The organism is Klebsiella sp. JN_Kp121, from assembly GCF_040062145.1.
GTDB classification, from domain to species: domain Bacteria; phylum Pseudomonadota; class Gammaproteobacteria; order Enterobacterales; family Enterobacteriaceae; genus Klebsiella; species Klebsiella aerogenes.
In genome coordinates this window covers 448,596-466,644 of the sequence record NZ_JBEAHX010000002.1, presented here as the reverse complement: position 1 = coordinate 466,644, position 18,049 = coordinate 448,596, and the positions used below count along the sequence as shown (strand labels likewise).

Here is an 18,049-nt window from a genome sequence, read left to right as displayed (position 1 = left end):
CTGCTATTCACCTAAAATACTTTGATTTATTTGGAAATTCTGGTCATCAAATGCCCACTCTATGCGTTTATCAGCTACCGCCTCTACCATCATTCCAAATTCAGGACTAGGATTCACAGTAAGGTTAAAATCAGCTTTTAAATCTGGGATCACAGGTTGATAACTCATAGCTGGGGTCTGTACCATCATTTGATTCATTAGCGTTCCAGACTGCACTTGTGCTGCGACTGAGGAACCTGAACCAAAAAAGCGCCCAACACTGCGAGGATCAAATCCGATCATATTTTGTATCCAGTCAGCGGCACTATTCGCACTGCTATCAACCACGGTATTATAAACAGCATCTGGCAACGTTTGCCCTTTCCCAACGTTTAAACCAATTTTGTTTGCAAAATCCAGAAATACTCTTGAGAGTTCACCAGCAGATTGGCCTAGATTCTCCATCAGAGGGTTTAAACCCGAGAACGATTTAGCGAGGTTGTCAGAATTTAAATTGGCCTCTTTCATCGCCTCAGCAAATCCTAACGTAAAGTGATCAGCGCCTGAATCTTTAATAGCGCTCCAGACAATCCCCATTTGATTTAATCCATCAATAGTTTTCTGTTGAGCATCGTTCAGTGCTAATCCATTTTCTACCATCATATTCATTGTGGCGATGACATTCTGACCAGATGCATCTACCGATTTTGCTAGGTAAGAAAAGTCATTTATTGTTTCTGCTAGCGCGGTAAACTCAGATTCAGTTAGTTTTGCACTCTTCTGAAGGGATTTTAAAAGTACAGCTAATTCAACGGGACCTTTAACATTTTGAAGAGTTTTTAATGCTCCCTGTTGGGTATAGCCTCCACGACTAACCATCATCTGGAGCCAATCTCCCATCTCCCCACCGCCTGAATATGACGATTGCCCTGTTTTTTTATCAGTTTTCCATTCGCCAAGACTCAACTGTCCGATCTTGTCCTGGACATCCTTTGCAATATCAGAAATCTTAGCACCGGACATAACAAATCCAGTTCGTTTTAGCGTCTCCATAATAGCCGCATCGGCTTCAAGGGGATTTAAACCCATTGAACTAACCATTTTCCTATCCTGATTTCTGGCGAGTGAATCAGAAATTGCCTGTGAGGAAATGGCGTACATTTGTTGTCCTAGATATACACCTGCTGCTCCTGATAATAATTGCTGTGGGACAATCGCGTTAACGTTTTGAGATAACCAACCAGAACTACCAGTTCGCCCAGATTTAGGTTTTTTACCAGATTGTTTTTGTTGTTTTGAATTACTTCTAGCAATACTGCGTTGGGTGACCAGATGCTGGCTCAGGGCTTGATTCATCGATTTGAGACTTTGATTTCCTCGTGCATAGGCATCTACAATAGCATTAGCCTGTTTTATTGCCTGATATCTGGAGGCTCCATCCATTCCCTGGAGGCGTCCAAGCTGGAATGCGGCGCGTTTTCTTGCTAGGTCAGCATTCTCGCTGATTTTGGCTGTTTTAGCTTGCTGCTGCTGTTGAATTTTTAAAGCGCGTGCTTGCGCTGCCGCTAATTTTTTCTGTTCATTCTGTTTAGCTTTAGCATCTACAGCCGCCTGTTTTGCAGCTTGTTTCTGCTGTTGTTGAACCTGTTTCTGCTGCTGCATTTGTGCAGTGTACGCCTGTTTATCTGCTGCCTGTTTCGCTTTAGCTACTTGGTTGTTTGATTTAGAGAATTCCTGTTGGAGTTTCCTCATATCGTTTCTGACTTTTTTCAGACTATTTAAATCTGTTCGGTAAACTATTTTATTTACCAATGTACTGGCGGTAATCTGTGTTCCATTCATTTTTATTTGCTCCATATAAAAAAAGCCCCTGACCCGTAAACCTTCCTAAACAGGAATGAGCTTTGCTCACCCGCAAGCGGGGGTATTGAGGGCAGAGGCTTTGTATAATTTATTTTTATTTGTTCAATGCTGTAACGAGACTTCTATACTCACCATCGGGATATTGACGGCATACCCTAGCTGCAATAGTATGACGATTCCCACCAGTTTTCTCAGCTAACCGTGTAATATTGATTAACCTAAATAGATCCCAATCGCTGAGATTGTCAATAGTAGCGAAGTTTCCGTTTTCATCTTTAAGAATTATTTGTGCTGTCATTTTTTAACAATCTCCACAATAGAATAATTATTATATGAACTGGAATTTGCTCACCAATCCATAATTCAACAAGCAGCACGGTTAATGCTGCTGCGAAGATCATTAATTGGCAGTAATAACCAGACTGAAATTGGTACCGTGGTTTACGGGCAACACCGACGCCTCTGATACAATTTCAACCTCGCCGCGCTCTTTCTCGTACTGATAGGAGAAATATTCTTGAGTAATGCCAGACGCCGCTAAATTAGTATCAACTGAGGCAGGACCATACAGATGCTGGTAAACGTTCGTATTAGCCTGAAATACTGGCAGCATAACCGCTGTACCATCAGCGATAAACGGAGTCAGGAGCGGATCCGTAACCTTGATTACGTCGATGCTCAGTCCTGGCAAGGTGAAGGTCTGCACATTTGGGAGAACCTCCTTACGCTGATAAACAATGTTCATCTCGTTGAATGGATCAACGTACTGGTAGGCACTTTTCATAGAAGCATGGAAACGCAAACTATTATAGAAACTTGCAGATGCAAAACAGACAACACGGCGAACATCAGTCCATAAACCATCTGTAGCAGTGCTAATTTTATCCAGGAACCCGTTAAACACCTCCAGCGCATCGGTAGAGCCGTTGGACAGGGTAATAGTGTCCGCCATCATCGGAGCATCGAAACTGTCCGCATAATCAATAACTGGCGCTTCCTGAGTGTATGGAGTCTGAACCAGCCCACGAAACAGAGCATCACCGTATGCAGCCTCGATATAACGTCTGTACGCCTTGGCGTGTTTGAGGGTGTAGTCTGCGACGATGTCGAGCATGGTTTCCTGAACATCTGTCCCCGGTTTGCGTCCAGCTTTCTGAAAATCAACAGCGCTCGCAGTATCCTCGCGATGCAGATGCAGAAGCTCTACAGGGAAGCTGTTTGCAGGAGTCCGAGCCGTTGAATCGTGTTCAAAACTGTAACGTTTTTTCGGTTGGTTCAGGAGGGTTTTATTATCCTCAATAAGGCGATCGAGCATAACGTAAATACCATTACTCGAAGATTTATCGAAAATATTCAAGTTCTGTAGCAGATAACCCTCGCTAGGGGCGACTTCAAAAATCGGGGCAAGGTCTACCATTTTATAGGCATCGTATGAAAACATATTATTTTCCTTTATTATTTTAGTTTGTGGATTAGTTTTAATCAGGTAGTTGGCAAATCATTGCCAGTACTGAAATAAACAGCAGGATCAGCAGAAAGTAGCTCTTTTGCTTTCGCTACATCATCACAAATTAGGCTGAAATCCTTAATATGAATGTTCGTATTTGCTACCAGAACAGCGACAGGCGTAGTGTCAGCATCCTTATACTCAAGGACAACGTTTGCAGAGGTAGAAGCCGAACCGACAATTTCGCCACCATCATCAATCACGGTACCTGGGACGCAATCAGGAATCTTTGGAAAAACTTTAACTTTTCGGCTATAGCCGTTTAATTCACGGCTAAGAACGTCGCAGACGCTGAGGTTAGGCTGTGGGAATTTAACTAGTGCCATCAGGGACTCCTTTATTTTTAATAATCTGTTTTAGTTTATCTTGAGTAGTTTTATTTTTAGATTTATTTAAATCTTCGTCCTGTTCCACTACAGGAACATTAGCAGCTTTAGCGAGTTTAATTAGCTCGTTAGCGGTTTCGACGTCATCAACCAACAGCGTAACGGGGATTTTTCCGTCATATGTTTGGACGCCTTTTGTGATAGTTACCATAATTTTTAAATCCATTTCATTTTGCAAATTGAAATAAAAGAAAGGCCACGGAGATAGTGGCCTTGATACAGAAGAGAAAATTGACTAACTTGAATTAAACTTTTTGGAGGATTTAATCCCCAATGCACACTCACGCAAAATGTGTATTGGGAATTGCCTCACGGTTATCGTGGATGGGTGAATTAGGCCCGGAGTTTACTGTGAGGATTCCCAAGGAAGGCGTAATGCCAATAACGCCTATGTCTTTGTAGTACACAATATTCTAGGTATAGCATCCTTTGATTATTGTCTACATATTTATAATACCATTAAAACGTTATTTTGTCAATAAATAGAGTCTCTATTTAGAGATCTTTTTAATATTTTTTGATTTTATTTCTTTCTCTAAACCACTCCTGCATTGTCTGGAATTTAATATTATCCAAAGTTCCAGTTTTATATTCTCTGTATTCATTGACACTATACCCCAAAGTAACCAGACACTCAGCCATTTTTGCCAGATGGTCAGGTGATGTATTCGGGTATTCATCCAGAAGAATTTCTAAAATGGAGTCCGCTGAATGGGATTCCAGTTCCTCATCTGTTAAAACCCTTATACAGTTTTCATCATATTTCAACCTATCCTCCATTGTGTTAAAATATGCCTCTCAGAGCGCCTGTAACGAATTCTGAGAGGTTTTAATATTTAGGTGATAACTTTTATGCCGTTACTTGTTCAAACACGTTATCAATGGTTCTGGTGATGACAACTAACTCCATCAGATTTATATATAAAGCTGCGTCATCTTCTAAGAGCCACTCTAAAAAGTACTCAGGATGTTCAGGCAATTTATTCATCGCTTCTAGTAGCATTTGGTAGTTTGAGTAATAGGCTGCTGGGTCAATATAGCTATCAATCATCAAGCTATGTGCCAGTGGGTAGTACTGCTCTACAAAATCTTCTACAATATTTTTATGCTGTTCAAAATCGATCATTTTACCTTCCTTTATTATTGTTATTAGTCGATGATGCCTGGGGCATCAAAATAAAGCCCTAGATCATTGCCTGTGAAGTTTTCATTCTCAAGGCGATTGAATTCTAACCAGCCCTCGTACTCATTGATGTTATCAAAGAGACATTCAAACTTGAGCGGTTCACGATTGAACCTGAATCCGGTATACCGTTGGCGAGGCTTCCATTTAACACCTTGCATGGAATTAATTATTGATTGTTCTTCTGGTGTTAGTGGTGGGGATGGTTCGTAAAGTTTGATTATTGCTAAGGGTTTTAGTTTTTTAGAAACTCGAACTTTTTTATTTCTGTTGTTAAATCCTAATTCAATTGATTCTTCAAATACCACATTTCTCGCTAGCGCCAATAGGCCTCCTGTTGTTTAAGCTGCTTTTTTGATTTGTTTTAAATAAAATTTAACAGTATCTATTTTGAATCCGGTTTTTTCTACGATATCTTTTCTCTTCAAACCTTGATCAACTAGAGATTTAACCAAGTTAAATTTATCATCCCCTTTGCTTGTGTTTCTTTTTTTTCTCTCAGTTTTTATCATTTCTGGTTTGATCACTGCATCTGGAAAATAATGTTGTTTGAGATATTCAGCACAACCGACATCAGGAACAATATAAACCTGTTTATTGTTGTTCCCTCTGACACGGACAGAACAGCGGGAAACAAACTGATAAACCTTTTCGTAGTTCAGCGCTGCCTGCCGTTTTTCTTCTAACTCCCGCCAGTCCCAGCCATTAAGATCGCAATATTTGCGCCAGTGTCCAATGGTTGTTTTGTCGAGGTTTGCACATCCCAAGAATGCAGCTTTATGCAGGTGCTGGTAATGGTTTAATCCGTATGAGGCCATTGAAACACGTTCACCACCTTCTAACACGTCATCAGCATGTGAGGCGTAGTAAAAACCGTTGCTGTACTGCTCATCGTTGTTGCTGGTATAGATAAATTCGTCCCTCAGTACTCTGCGTGTCCTGTTCAGGATATCGCTGTAGTAGTCACTCAGTAGTTTTTTAGTACATTTCTGGTTAAACACTGGGATCAGTTCAATTCTCTTTGTGTCAGTATGAATGCGGCGCATCAGGTCTGGCTGCAACTCATCATCAGCCAGCGAGATTTCTGCATTCAGAATAGTTTTAGCGGCGTAGGCAAACTCACTAATTCCGACATTAGCCCCTAACACGGTGAATGATTTAGCCCACAGGGCGCTATACAGGATTGGGTTAGCAGTAAATGAGAAAAAATATTTGTCCTCTTCCAGGAGCATTCCCTGACCTGTTAGCATAGAGAACAGAGCTTGTTTCAGAAGTTTGCTGTTGGCGTGTTCACTTTCGTAATATGCAAGAAACTTTTCTCTGTGCTCATCACGAATAAAATATAAACCGTTCTGTTCCTCTATCCATTCTAAAAATGGAAAGTTTGATTTTTTATATTCCTCATCCTTGTAGTCTATCTCTGCCCCGTACCAGGCAGAGGGGATCTCATCAATATAGATGTCAAATAGACGTAATTTATTCTGGGTTTTCTCATCACGATACGCATATTGACAAAAATGTAGAAGGCATTCGTGGGTCACAATAACAACGTTTCGCCCAAAATCATCATCCAGCGCGTTTATTAATGATCGTGTTGCGCTCTCCCCCTTATCTACCTGATTATGATATGCGGGGATGCCGAGTTTCTGAAGGTCTGATTGTGTTTGAGAAGCTAAATCGTGAGTTGGGACAGCTATTAGGATTCGTTTATCAGGATTGTTCCTTATATATTGTTTGAGTTTGTAACTTTTTCCACTGCCACAGATGGCGTTAACGATTTGTATTTTTAAGGATTGTTCCGTTTTCTTCATTTTTTTCCTCTTCGCTAAGGACTTTTTCGATTAGTTTGTTAATGAGTACAGGGATGCTGGTATCCTGTTTCTCTGCCATCTGGTAGAGCTTGCTAAACACTTCAGATTTGAAATTAATATTCACTTTTTTGCTTCCTCTTGCTGACGGTCATAAATCCTCAAAGCCTCTCTGAACAAATCGGCGCGTGCGGTATAGCCACGCTGTTTGGCCATCATGAAGTTTTGGTAGATTTGATATCGGGTAGATGTACCCTCTTGGAGTGATGTTAAAATTTGCTCGATACTAAAGAACTTCAATAAACCTCCTTTTACTACAAAAATAAAAACACCTTGCAGCCTGACGGCTCAAAGTGCGGTGAGTTGAGGCTTTTTCTGTGCCTATGTAATTATTGTATACGATATTCTAACGTTAGTCAATAATTAATTTATTAAAGTAACCCATAACGCACTATATCAAATTATGATGCTGGCTGTCAACCCTTTGACCTGTTATAAATCTTGAGTTGGGTTTAAGGTTGTGGGCTGAGGAGCCTGGGCGGCTTTAGTTGACGTTTACGTTCTCCTCTCCGGTAGATCACAGCATCACTAAAAAGGGTAAAAATAAATCTAAAGATACTTAAGAATTAAAATTACCCCTTTTTAATTTAGGAGAGGATAGAGAACGTGACTGATTGTTGGTTGATCACGAATGAAATGAGTTAGCAACATAGAATCAGTTATCACAATAATAGTATTAACAATAAGTAAGGTTTACCACGTTTGATTGTTAATAGTGTTAGTGTGGTTATATCAGGAATAGTTAATAGATTGAATGGTCGTATCGTTCAATCATTAGCTATGACGCTATGGTGCATATCATCAGGCTATGTTAATGGTTTTATCCTTTGATATAGCCTGAATGTTCCCGCGACAGTGGAGTCGCGTATGATGATCATAGTTAATAGTTTATAAATAAAATAAAGTTAATATAATTAAACTTATTAACTATTATGATTAATAACTATACGCTGACCTGTTCGCTATTGCTCCAGCATCGCGTATTACCTTTAATGCATTATATGATTATTAACTATGGTAAACTATGCATTACCTATTATGCTATGGAGATCTATCCATTATACATTTTATAGCATGGTGAATTATGCTTCTCGTTAGAGAAGCATAAATTCAACTAAAGCCGCACGACTAAAATAAATTCAGTTCTTCGAGAAATAAAAACACCCAGTGTATTTTTCTGATAAAGAACCTACAGATTTCGGAGTGGTACTAGGGCAAATGAATGTAAGAACATCTCCCTTCCCTATTGTTGGCAAGTCATTTTCACGAGAGTTTTTCATAAGTCTGCCAAAGAACGTCTTCCCGAAGACTAAATCAAAATCTTGGGATGCGGTGAAAACAAACGAATCAGCATATGGGTTTCGATCACCATTATATACCACATATTTTTCACCAATTTGGGTTTTCTCTATCTTTTTTACCTTTACAACAAGAAAATAAGCTTTTGCTTTAATATCTTTCTGCAAAGTAAATTCATTTTCTTTAACTATCTTATGTAATTCTGATGCTGTGTATGTAGGATAATAATCTTGAACTCGCTTAAATTCTCTGGAAAAAGAATCATCATTGTTACATGATGCTGCGTTATCAAAATCATTAAGAATCTTACCAGTTAACTCTCTTCCTTCACTGCATACTCCTGTGAAACCTTTTTCTTTAGCATTGATATTGAAGGCTACAACTGATAATAAAAAGACTATAATAAATTTCATTTGAATAAATCCATCTTCGTTATTCATTTTATTTTCATTGTACACGGCAAAATGTTAAAAGTAGAACATTTTATTTGTAAACCAAAATAACCACATTTTAGTTAACTACCAATTTGCTAAACAACATTATCTCTTCTCTCATTGTTATAATATAACAATTATAAAAATCTCAATTTTTGAATAAATTTTTTCTTGTATAAATGATCAGTATTTTAGGTGAGAATAATTCTTGATTGAGTGGTGATCAATGAGGGAATATCATGACGCGATGTCGGTAGATTTGCGTGGAATGAGAGAGTTGTTGCGTGGTGATCAGGTGAGTTTCTTAGTCGCCTACCTTGGCGTGTAGTTCACATCAAGAACAAAAACATAATAAATACAATAGGTTACATTGTTTGTTTATATATAACAGTTACCAAACACCCGTTTGACCTGTTATATGCATGTTGTATTCAGTTCTTATGCATGTAGTTATCATGCGGCATCATGATATTTTGAAATTATTAGCGTGGTAATCAATCATCGAGTTAGCTTGCTTAGAAGCTCGGATGTAGAGCAAAAACAGCCAATTTTAATCGATTTAAATAGGGGTTAATTGGTGGTTAATTCTTTATAAAATCATGTAATTTTTACTGAGCGTGAGAATGTAGAGCTAGGGATATTTTCAGCATAAAGATGTAAACTGGAACGAACAGAGACGGGACACCCACAGGGGCGGGGTTAGAATGTATCCATTAAACAGCTTCGGATATGCATTCCTTTCAATCATAATCATGGTGCTTGGTATCGGTTTAATCATAAAGGCTATCAAAAAGCCGCTAGTTGCGGTGAAAATGATCTTGTTGTTTGTGATTCCACTTATTACATTTTGGGGCACTACATTTTTGTTAGATCGTGGGCTGGGTTATTTTGAGGGGGACAAGGATTCACGGTTTATTCTCGCCGTCATCGGCGGAGGAATAATGTTTTTCTTCAGCCAACGTATCATTGGAAAAATGCTAAGGTTCAAGGATGAATAGAAAATTTATTGGCCTTACCATGGGTAATGCTGGCACTGCTGCCAACCCTAGCAAATGGCGCACAGATTACGATGACCAATCCACAGGAGGAACACGTTATGCATCTATGAGAACAGTAATTACACATTCACGTACATCACTAAAGGCTCTTGTCTCTATGCCAAATCTTTAATACAGACGAGAATGAGAAATAATCTTCGCTGTTTTTATTTAATTTCTGGAATTGAAAACTTACAATCTTTCTTATCCATGAATTCAAAATTTTTATGATCTCTTGTTACGAGTACATCAGAATCACCTACACTGACAACATGAATATCCTTATTGCAAACAAGTGTATCTTTTATCATATGAGAAAAAACACCGCCAACATTAAACAATAAAAATAACAAAGCCAAATACCAACTAAAGCATGCATAATATGAACGGACATTAAGTTTTTCTGCAACTATAGTACTACCTAACTTTTTCAATGGATTTATGGAAACTTTAAATTTAAAGCGTTTCGTCTCTGAATCTTTAAACGAAATGGTAATATCCTGCTTTAAACAAACATACCAGATCATAAATGGTGGGATAAGAGAAAGCCACTTTCCTGACAATGTCATATTAACAGTAAACAATAACATTGTAATAATGCCTATCGAGTGTCGAATTAGAAATCTTTTTGTATTTACACTGACACTAACAGGATCTTCTATTTCCTCTTTAAAAAAATCAAGAAAATATAGTGCAAAAGATAATATAGCACATGTACCAAAACCAATTTTCATCATGCTTAATAAAGAAACATCAATAAACTCGACAGGAATTTCTTTAGCGGCATAATATCCCAAATAATAAGCATATGTGAAGGTATAGCCACACACTGTTATAATAAGAACCTTTACTCCATCAGATATACTCATTTGACTCCCTTCCTTTGTACGTTACATTTACCATGAAAATTTTATAAAAAACAACATCTGATATAATCAACTAACAAATGAATCTGGAGAACCCAACTTACTCTCCAGATTCAGTTGCTGGTTTTGTTCTTTATTATTCTTTTCTCTCAGCAGCCACCTAATTAAGCATCCGTAAGCCAATCAGGGGAGATTTCTTGCCAGTCGTTTATTTCATCGTCAAAGAAGAACACATCATCAATACCGTGTTCGAGAAGATTTATTGGTTTACGAAGGTTTCTAATCCCACCGAATTCAGCCCTTTCCTCACCTAAGATTAAATTCGCCAGATTATGTTCTTCAACTATACAACCTAATGTACTTCCAACAGGATCACAGCCATCCCATGTAATTGATTTTTCGAGCGGTTTACCGCCTCGGGTGTAACGAACTTTTAATTCTTTACTAGCTGTCATTTTCACCTTCCTCTACTCATCAAATGTCCATAATCAAATATCAGAGTAACCCTTTCACTAGCTAATGCAATCCACCACTGTTAGCAGTTGGCTCAGCGCTGGTCTATGCGTGTATCTTGCCGTGATCCCCAAAGACTGAGTACGACTATGCCCTACTACAAACTGCACCAGTGCTGCATTGCCAGTTTTAGCTATAGCCTCAGATATGAAAGTGTGGCGCAAGGCATGAATCACACGTTTCTGTCCAAATTCGTTATATTTCGGAACGTTGCAATCATCCATTAGGCTACGCCACACGAGAGCAATATGCTCGTAAGTTGGCAGGTCTCCAAACACAAGATCATCTGGCTTAAGGGGCTTGATACGCGCTAACAGCAGCGTTTCTATCTCTTTACTAAGGGGAATCTGCCGCTGCGCATGCTCAGTTTTACCTCCCTCAATAAATATGTAATAACGCCCTGTTTCCTCATCCTTGCGTATATGCTCTTTACGGATAGCCGCCAGTTCACCCCGGCGAGCACCTGTGTAGATCAAGGTCAGGAAGTAATCTTTACGCCAATCAGTATAAGTTGATAACCGTTCTATTAAGCGTTTCATTTCTGGTTTTGAGTAATGACCGCCCTTGTTTTCCTGCACCTCATACTTGATCCCCTCAGTAGGGGATTTTTCTAAGATATCCTTCTCATCTTTAAGGAACACTTTGAAAAATGAGGAATAAATCTTGAGATGCTTTTTAACATTGGCACTACTGATCAGATCGTCCTCTGGCACATCACAATCTATGCACTCCGAGAGGCTCATCTCTGAATATGGTTTGAGATTACGCCGTGGAAGGTTCTCAATCACTGCAAGTGTTTGGCGTATATGCTGTTTGGTAATGCTACCTACGGGAACATCCCCCAGAACATGCATCAACACTTCATAGAAACGATTATTTTCGCGAGATATGGTGATAGCCCATGTTTTCCCCTTCTCTGCCACAAACAGCTTCCAGGCCTCAGAAAGTAACGGTGTATTGTCATCGTCAGGAGCTTCAACAGTTACTACAGCCTGTTTAGTTGCTGGTTTTTTACGTCTCTCAGTTTCAACCAATTGTGATTGCATGGAGTCAACAAGGGCACGATAACGGACAATGTCACCAGCATAAAACGCCTCATAAGCTTGGTGTAGCATGGCCTGATGCATATCAATCTGCCCCGCCACCTCATAAGCCTGGTCTAAATCTCGTTGACCGAAAGAAACTTTCTTCTGGTGCAAAGTAGCAAGCAGCATGCGAGCGGTAGAATCGTCCCCGCTATAAACCCGATTCAAATGTATATCGGCACGGCCTTTTGCCTCTGTGACTGTAGCAGCAGGTGAGATAGCAGTTTCAGAGTCTATTTTACGCTGGAAACGCCCCAGGTCAGGCATCCGCTTAGCCTCCTCAACCCCCATTCTCAACCAGTCCAACAGATAAGTATCAAAATCGCGCTGAGTGGCCTCACGGAAACCATCTATGTGCATTTTGAATTGTGCGACAGACAGCGAGCCATTTTGAACCAGGGGAATGTAAGGGCTTAGGCGACTCATAGTCACCTGCACAGCTTTTAAAGAGTCCGTACCTAGGCTACGACGAAAGAAAGTCCCATCCGGGAGACGAAAGTTGATGTAGAAAGTGTTGCCGCGTTTGGTAGTGAATTTGGGGGCTTTGTTGTCCACTCTGTTACCCATTGCGTTGACCCTTTTGTTATAAATTTCATAGAGTTAACGCTAACGACTTGATTTATTATATAGTTTTATGGCCTTCCCAGGCGTCTGATATGCTTTGGCAACAACAGGCCATATAAAATCACCAACCTGTTGTTATATAAATACTTTACACATTTTAAGGCGCCATTCGTCAGCACTGTAAAACAGCGCGCGCGCCTGCGTGGGCGAACATACTACACTAACTTCAAAATGAATGCTTCACTGCGATACATTTCTCTGTCTATAGATTATCGCTCGCCGTCAATGCACTTGCCAGGAAGGGAAAGTCGGCAAATGGCGCCGGGTGACCAAACAGATAACCTTGCGCTTTCTGGCAACCGAGGTCGCGTAACTGGTTTTTTATCGCCTCATCTTCAATACCCTCAGCAACGACGGGTACCTTAAACCCCTGAGCCAGCACAATCAGCGATGCAATCATCGATTCTGCTTTATCATCATCGGCAAATTGGCAAATCAGACGGCGGTCAATTTTGATGCTATCAAATGACAGCGTATGTAAATAAGGCAAACTGGATAAATTGACGCCAAAATCATCCAGCGCGACGGCAATACCATGGCGGCGGAGATAAGCAATCATCCGGCTAATTCGCACAGCATCATTCATCAATAACCGTTCGGTTATCTCAAGACAAATATTGCCCGCGACCAGCCCATGACGATAAATTGCATCCATTAAATGCCAGGCAAAATCCTGTTGCAGGAGTTGAATCGCCGATACGTTGATATGCAGAATAAAGTTCGCCGGCGCCCCGCGGAGAATCATCGCGGAAAGTTCCCGACAGGCCTGTTCAATAATCCAGCGTCCCAGCGGGATTATCAACCCGCTCTCTTCCGCCAAGGGGAGGAAACGATCGGGAGGAATTTCGCCTACCGTTTCGGAGCACCAGCGAAGCAAACATTCTCCTTCCTGAAAAGCGCTTTGATCCTGCAAATCCACAATTGGCTGTAGCATCAGATGAAATTCATGTTGCTGGATCGCATCATGAAGATGCTCATGGAGTTGGATATTATAAAGCTCAGCCTCATGCATCTCGCCGCTGAAAAACGTCGCAACGCCGTTTCCCTGTTTCTGCGCATGGCGTAATGCAATCCATGCCTCACGCAACGTTTGTTCAATATTCTCTGCGTGGATCTCAGTCGTCACCAGGCCAATATTGCCGGTATAAACGTATTTGCTTGCCGTAGGAGACGCTTCATTATTGACGTCGATAAATAGTGAGGAGAGCAGTTCTCTGTAGCGCTGACGCTCTTTTGGCTGAGTTTGTCCTGGAAAAACCACGATGAGCTTATCCACTGTATCGCGGGCAATCAGCGTATTCGTCGGCAGTAAATTATGCAGGCGAAGAATATAATCGCTAATAAATTTTTCACCATACTCCGTACTTAAGGAATTGATAATAGAGTTCATATTACTGATATGCACCAGCGCGAGCAGGTTTCTACCTTGATATAGCGATGTCTGACGCAGTAACCCTGTCCGTGAGAATAACCCGGTGGTTTTATCCTCCTCTATTTCACGCCGTTGGGCGTCGAAACTTTCTGCCAGCTTATGCGATAGCGCCATAAATGTGGTTTCCAGAGAGGCTATTTCCGGGAAATGTCGCTTATTATCTGGCGGCGTCCAGCGGTGCGTCGCAAGCTGATCCGCTTTACGGACAATATCTCGCAGAGGTTTTACCACCTTCGCCAGGCCATAGAAAACCACCAGCAGACCAAGTACAAAAATGACAAACAGCATGCTCATGGTAATGGCTATATATTTAATGATGGTATGGGTAATCATTCTCGCCGGGCTAATCACAATCCCCGTCCAGTGCAATATGTCATCACGGTCGGTGATTGGAAAAGCATCAACATAATATTCTTCTTTGCCGGAACTGAAAAACTGCAATCCCGTATGGTGATTCGCTTTTAACGTGCGACTGGCTGCCACAACAACCGGTAAATGAGTGTTTTCAAGCGTTTGTAGATTCAGCCGTGAGTGTTTTCCCCCGGCCAGCATATTTCGCGTCAATGATGGCACTGATGAAGAAATGAGCTCATTTTTTTCATTAACAATCAGCAGAATACTTTCAGGATGGGGTTTAAAATTTTCCAGACTTTTATTTAGTTCGTTGAGGTGCAACTCGCTGGCGACGACGCCAACAAACTGTCCCTGGCGATTGAATGCGGGCGAGCTGAACGCAACGCCAATTTCATTTTCATATTCATAATCGCGAAAGGGTTTTGTCCAGTGCGGACGCTGGTCTTTGGCAACCGCCGCATACCATTCGCGCTGCGTTATTTGATAATCCGCAAGCACCGCTTTTTCCAATGAGTTCACCGTCAGGTGACTATACGCCGTCAGATGGTGATCTGTTTGCGCATCTTTTACCGCAAGATAATCATTCGACTCGGCCTGGCCGCGCGCCACTTGAATAAAATCGCCATTGACCGCGCCAAATCCGACCAGATTCAGATAATGTTTGTTGCTGAAGACGTTATTGGTGGTATTGACCATTTCGCCGATCAGGCTGCGAACCGGGATCGCAGTACTGGATTGACGTCCGATCGCATGAACCAGTATCGCGTTCGATTGCGCGGGAACATCAATATAATCGTGGATGACTTCCTCGATATTGACTCTTTTCGCACGCAGAATATCCTCACTCACCTCATCAAAAAAAGCATAACCTTCGTAGTAGAGAAAAGCATATGTCGTCAGCAGCACGACGAGAATTGTCGTGGCTAAGGTAAATATGATGGCCTGAGTTAGGGTGAACGGGTAGCTGTTGACCGAAAGCTGTTTTTTTAATATTTGCATCGTTATTATCGCCGTTGGTCTATCTCATCATTCCGGTTCAACAACGAAAAACCCATTGGCGACGTCAAAACTATCAAACGTTTTCGGCCGGGAATAATAATATCCCTGGGCGAAATCACAGCCCATCTCCTGCAGTTTTTCTGCCATTTCGCGCGTTTCAACGCCTTCGGCCACCAGCGGCACGGAAAAACTTCGCGCCAACATTAACACCGAGGCGATAACCGCTTCGTTTTTTTTATCATCAAGCACATTGCTGACAAACCCGCGGTCAATCTTCAGACAATCAAATGGCAGCGAATGCAGATACGAGAGGCTGGAATAACCGGAACCAAAATCATCAATCGCGATACATACGCCAAGACGACGTAGATAAGCCAGTATTTCGACAATTCGCCACGTGTCATGCAGCAAGACGCTTTCGGTGATTTCAAGACAAATATTGCTGTTCATCAAATCATTAGCGTGAATTGATTCCAGCAGATGCTGAGCAAAATCAGGTTGCTGAAGCTGAATTGCCGAGATATTGACGTGCAGTTTAAAATCACGCGGCGCGCCGCGCGTGATAAACGCGGCAAGTTCACGACAGGCGGTTTCAATTATCCATTTCCCTAACGGCACAATCATGCCGGTGTGCTCGGCAAGGGCGATAAATTTGTCGGGCGGCACGAAACCCAACACATTTGATTGCCAGCGGATCAGGCATTCACCTTCTTTACAAGGCCGCTGCGATTCAAATGAAACGATCGGCTGCAAAACCAGATGGAAACCTTCCGAATGGAGATCGTCGCATAACGCCTGATGCAGACGCAGATTATTCACTTCCTCTTCACGCATGGCGGCCGTGAAAAGTTTACTCGTGCCGCTACGCTCCATCTGGGCATGCTGTAAAGCCAGACTAACATTCATCAGACATTCGCCGATGTTCTCTGGGGTTAATGATTCAATCAACATGCCAATATGGCCAGTAAATATATGCGATTCGCCGGGCATATCAGAAGCAGACATACGAAAAACAGAAGCAAGTAGCGCGCTGTACCAGTCGACATCCTTTTCGGCATACATGCCATCAAAAGCGATAATGAACAAGTCTTCTCGATCACGACAACATAGTGCCCCTTCAGGCAATATTTTGCGAAGGCGTAAAGTAAACTGGTGAATAAACTGTCGGGCCTGAGTCGTACCGAGCACATTCTTAACCGAGTTGTAGTTGTTAACGTGTACCATCGCCAGCATATTGCGATGACGGTACAGCGACTCACAATGCAGTAAACCGCTACGGGTTAAAAAACCGGTTTCGCTATCTTCTTCCAGTTTGCGGCGTTTAGATTCGAAAGTGTCTGGAATAATTGCATAAAGGTTGCTCAATGCTGCATCCAACGAGGCTATTTCCGGAAATACGCGTTTAGTTGGTTTCTTCCACGGCATTAACCCCAGACGCACTTTATCTGCAACGTCCTTTAAGGCGCCGGTGAAATGAGAAATAATCATCAGAAGAACCAACATCAGAATAAAAATAAACAGTGTCGTGGCGAAGGTCACAAGTAAACGCTGTTTATTCATTTCCGCCATTTCCGCATGCTGTGGCGCGATAAGTACCGCCTTCCAGTTCAGCAGATGTTGGCAGTCCTGCACGCTAAAGGCGGTCGCCAACAAAGACTCGTCCTCAGTACGCAAGGAAAATGACGTCGGCGACGGCTGCGCCGAGGTAAGCTTTGCTATCAGTTGGCGATCTTGCTGCCATTTATGTTGGTTGCCGGAACGCGCGACAATGCGATTGTTGTCATCGATAAGCAGGAGAGCATAGCTTTTATCCGGCAGGAGACTCTGTAAATAAGCGGTCATATCTGCAGGTGTGGCGCCGCTGGCAATCGCCCCGACGAAGCGGCCTTGTTTATCGTACACTGGCTGGTTCCAGCTCATGATCAAACTGCCGGTAGAGAGAGAGCGTTGCCAGAAACCGTGCGTTTGCTGGCGAGCGCGGCGAAACTGCGGTAAATCAGCAACATTAAACGCGTTATTGACGTTGACAATATTGGTCTGCGGGCTTAACCCGCTGTATTTAACCAGGGAGTGATGATTATCACGCTGGGTTCGTTGTAAATAAATTTGATTACTATGATTGTCACGAATAACAGCAATACTGGAGCCATTTTCCGCAAACCACGACAGGCTCTGGAAGGCGGGCATGGTTTTAAACGCGCTCGCCGTCAAATACACCATTTCAGGAACTAAAGTATCCTTATCGATGTTGTTACTTTCGCCCTGAATATATTGTAAAAATAGATTCGTTATTTGTCGTGGGCGATCGACAGCATCCTCAAGTTTAAGCTGAACAAACGTATACTGAGAACCAATGATTTTTTTATCAATGGCACTACTGACCTGACGCGACTGATAGTTAAACAAGCCAGTCAAACTGATAATAATCAGTATTAGCGCCAGCAGTGAAACCACCAGCACGCTTTTTACCAGGGTGATGGAATAGGTATTTGGGGTCAGCTTTGGCATATATTAACGGTAACACTAGAAAGCATGAAAAAATTTAACAGTACTTTCTTCCTCTTAAACGCGTCAGAGGGTTGAATAGTCAGCTTATGCATAATGTTGAATTTCTTTCTGG

The 18,049-nt window shown here is 41.7% G+C and carries 16 protein-coding genes; 1 reads left to right on the top strand and 15 read right to left on the bottom strand.

What is annotated here, in order from left to right; all coding sequences use genetic code 11:
• Positions 1–3: 3 nt before the first annotated feature.
• The 10 genes from ABLU86_RS04880 to ABLU86_RS04835 all read right to left on the bottom strand — a co-directional run bounded on the left by ABLU86_RS04880 (position 4) and on the right by ABLU86_RS04835 (position 8,525).
• Positions 4–1,836 (bottom strand): hypothetical protein, encoded by a 1,833-nt coding sequence (locus ABLU86_RS04880; protein ID WP_348795970.1) that lies wholly within the window; start codon positions 1,834–1,836, stop codon positions 4–6.
• A gap of 406 nt (positions 1,837–2,242) precedes the next feature.
• Entirely contained in the window at positions 2,243–3,283 is a 1,041-nt protein-coding gene (locus ABLU86_RS04875) for a major capsid protein (protein WP_329502760.1), read from the bottom strand.
• Between the two features lie 41 nt (positions 3,284–3,324).
• The gene (locus ABLU86_RS04870; RefSeq protein ID WP_213706841.1) at positions 3,325–3,675 is read right to left on the bottom strand and encodes a hypothetical protein; all 351 of its coding nucleotides are present in this window, start codon (positions 3,673–3,675) and stop codon (positions 3,325–3,327) included.
• Complete coding sequence (locus ABLU86_RS04865) at positions 3,662–3,901, bottom strand: hypothetical protein (protein ID WP_348795969.1); 240 nt, start codon at positions 3,899–3,901, stop codon at positions 3,662–3,664. The genes ABLU86_RS04870 and ABLU86_RS04865 overlap by 14 nt, the downstream gene beginning before the upstream one ends.
• A 341-nt stretch (positions 3,902–4,242) precedes the next feature.
• The gene (locus ABLU86_RS04860; protein ID WP_329502758.1) at positions 4,243–4,503 is read right to left on the bottom strand and encodes a hypothetical protein; all 261 of its coding nucleotides are present in this window, start codon (positions 4,501–4,503) and stop codon (positions 4,243–4,245) included.
• An 82-nt stretch (positions 4,504–4,585) separates the two neighbouring features.
• Positions 4,586–4,861: a hypothetical protein gene (locus ABLU86_RS04855; RefSeq protein WP_348795968.1), complete on the bottom strand. Its 276-nt coding sequence runs from the start codon at positions 4,859–4,861 to the stop codon at positions 4,586–4,588.
• A 23-nt stretch (positions 4,862–4,884) separates the two neighbouring features.
• Positions 4,885–5,244, bottom strand: a complete 360-nt coding sequence (locus tag ABLU86_RS04850) for a hypothetical protein (protein WP_348795967.1) — start codon at positions 5,242–5,244, stop codon at positions 4,885–4,887.
• A 15-nt stretch (positions 5,245–5,259) separates the two neighbouring features.
• Positions 5,260–6,729 carry a DEAD/DEAH box helicase family protein gene (locus ABLU86_RS04845; RefSeq protein WP_049250782.1) on the bottom strand — a complete coding sequence of 490 codons (1,470 nt, stop codon included), beginning with the start codon at positions 6,727–6,729 and terminating at the stop codon, positions 5,260–5,262.
• Positions 6,689–6,853, bottom strand: coding sequence for a hypothetical protein (locus ABLU86_RS04840; RefSeq protein ID WP_077259286.1), 165 nt, complete (start codon positions 6,851–6,853; stop codon positions 6,689–6,691). Before ABLU86_RS04840 ends, ABLU86_RS04845 begins: the two co-directional genes overlap by 41 nt.
• Positions 6,854–7,925: 1,072 nt before the next feature.
• The gene (locus ABLU86_RS04835; RefSeq protein WP_049103619.1) at positions 7,926–8,525 is read right to left on the bottom strand and encodes a hypothetical protein; all 600 of its coding nucleotides are present in this window, start codon (positions 8,523–8,525) and stop codon (positions 7,926–7,928) included.
• A 698-nt stretch (positions 8,526–9,223) separates the two neighbouring features.
• On the opposite strand from ABLU86_RS04835, the gene ABLU86_RS04830 reads away from it, so the two are divergent.
• Complete coding sequence (locus ABLU86_RS04830; RefSeq protein ID WP_086557443.1) at positions 9,224–9,517, top strand: hypothetical protein; 294 nt, start codon at positions 9,224–9,226, stop codon at positions 9,515–9,517.
• Positions 9,518–9,723: 206 nt separating this feature from the next.
• On the opposite strand, the gene ABLU86_RS04825 is transcribed toward ABLU86_RS04830, so the two are convergent.
• From ABLU86_RS04825 to ABLU86_RS04805, 5 genes are all read right to left on the bottom strand, one after another.
• A complete protein-coding gene (locus tag ABLU86_RS04825; RefSeq protein ID WP_064169492.1) occupies positions 9,724–10,425 on the bottom strand; it encodes a hypothetical protein in 702 nt (233 codons plus the stop codon).
• Positions 10,426–10,586: 161 nt separating this feature from the next.
• Positions 10,587–10,877, bottom strand: a complete 291-nt coding sequence (locus tag ABLU86_RS04820) for a hypothetical protein (RefSeq protein WP_094315967.1) — start codon at positions 10,875–10,877, stop codon at positions 10,587–10,589.
• A 57-nt stretch (positions 10,878–10,934) separates the two neighbouring features.
• Positions 10,935–12,587, bottom strand: a complete 1,653-nt coding sequence (locus ABLU86_RS04815; protein ID WP_348795966.1) for a site-specific integrase — start codon at positions 12,585–12,587, stop codon at positions 10,935–10,937.
• A 259-nt stretch (positions 12,588–12,846) separates the two neighbouring features.
• The gene (locus tag ABLU86_RS04810; RefSeq protein ID WP_348795965.1) at positions 12,847–15,429 is read right to left on the bottom strand and encodes an EAL domain-containing protein; all 2,583 of its coding nucleotides are present in this window, start codon (positions 15,427–15,429) and stop codon (positions 12,847–12,849) included.
• A 27-nt stretch (positions 15,430–15,456) separates the two neighbouring features.
• Complete coding sequence (locus tag ABLU86_RS04805) at positions 15,457–17,937, bottom strand: GGDEF domain-containing protein (protein WP_042892676.1); 2,481 nt, start codon at positions 17,935–17,937, stop codon at positions 15,457–15,459.
• Positions 17,938–18,049: the final 112 nt, after the last annotated feature.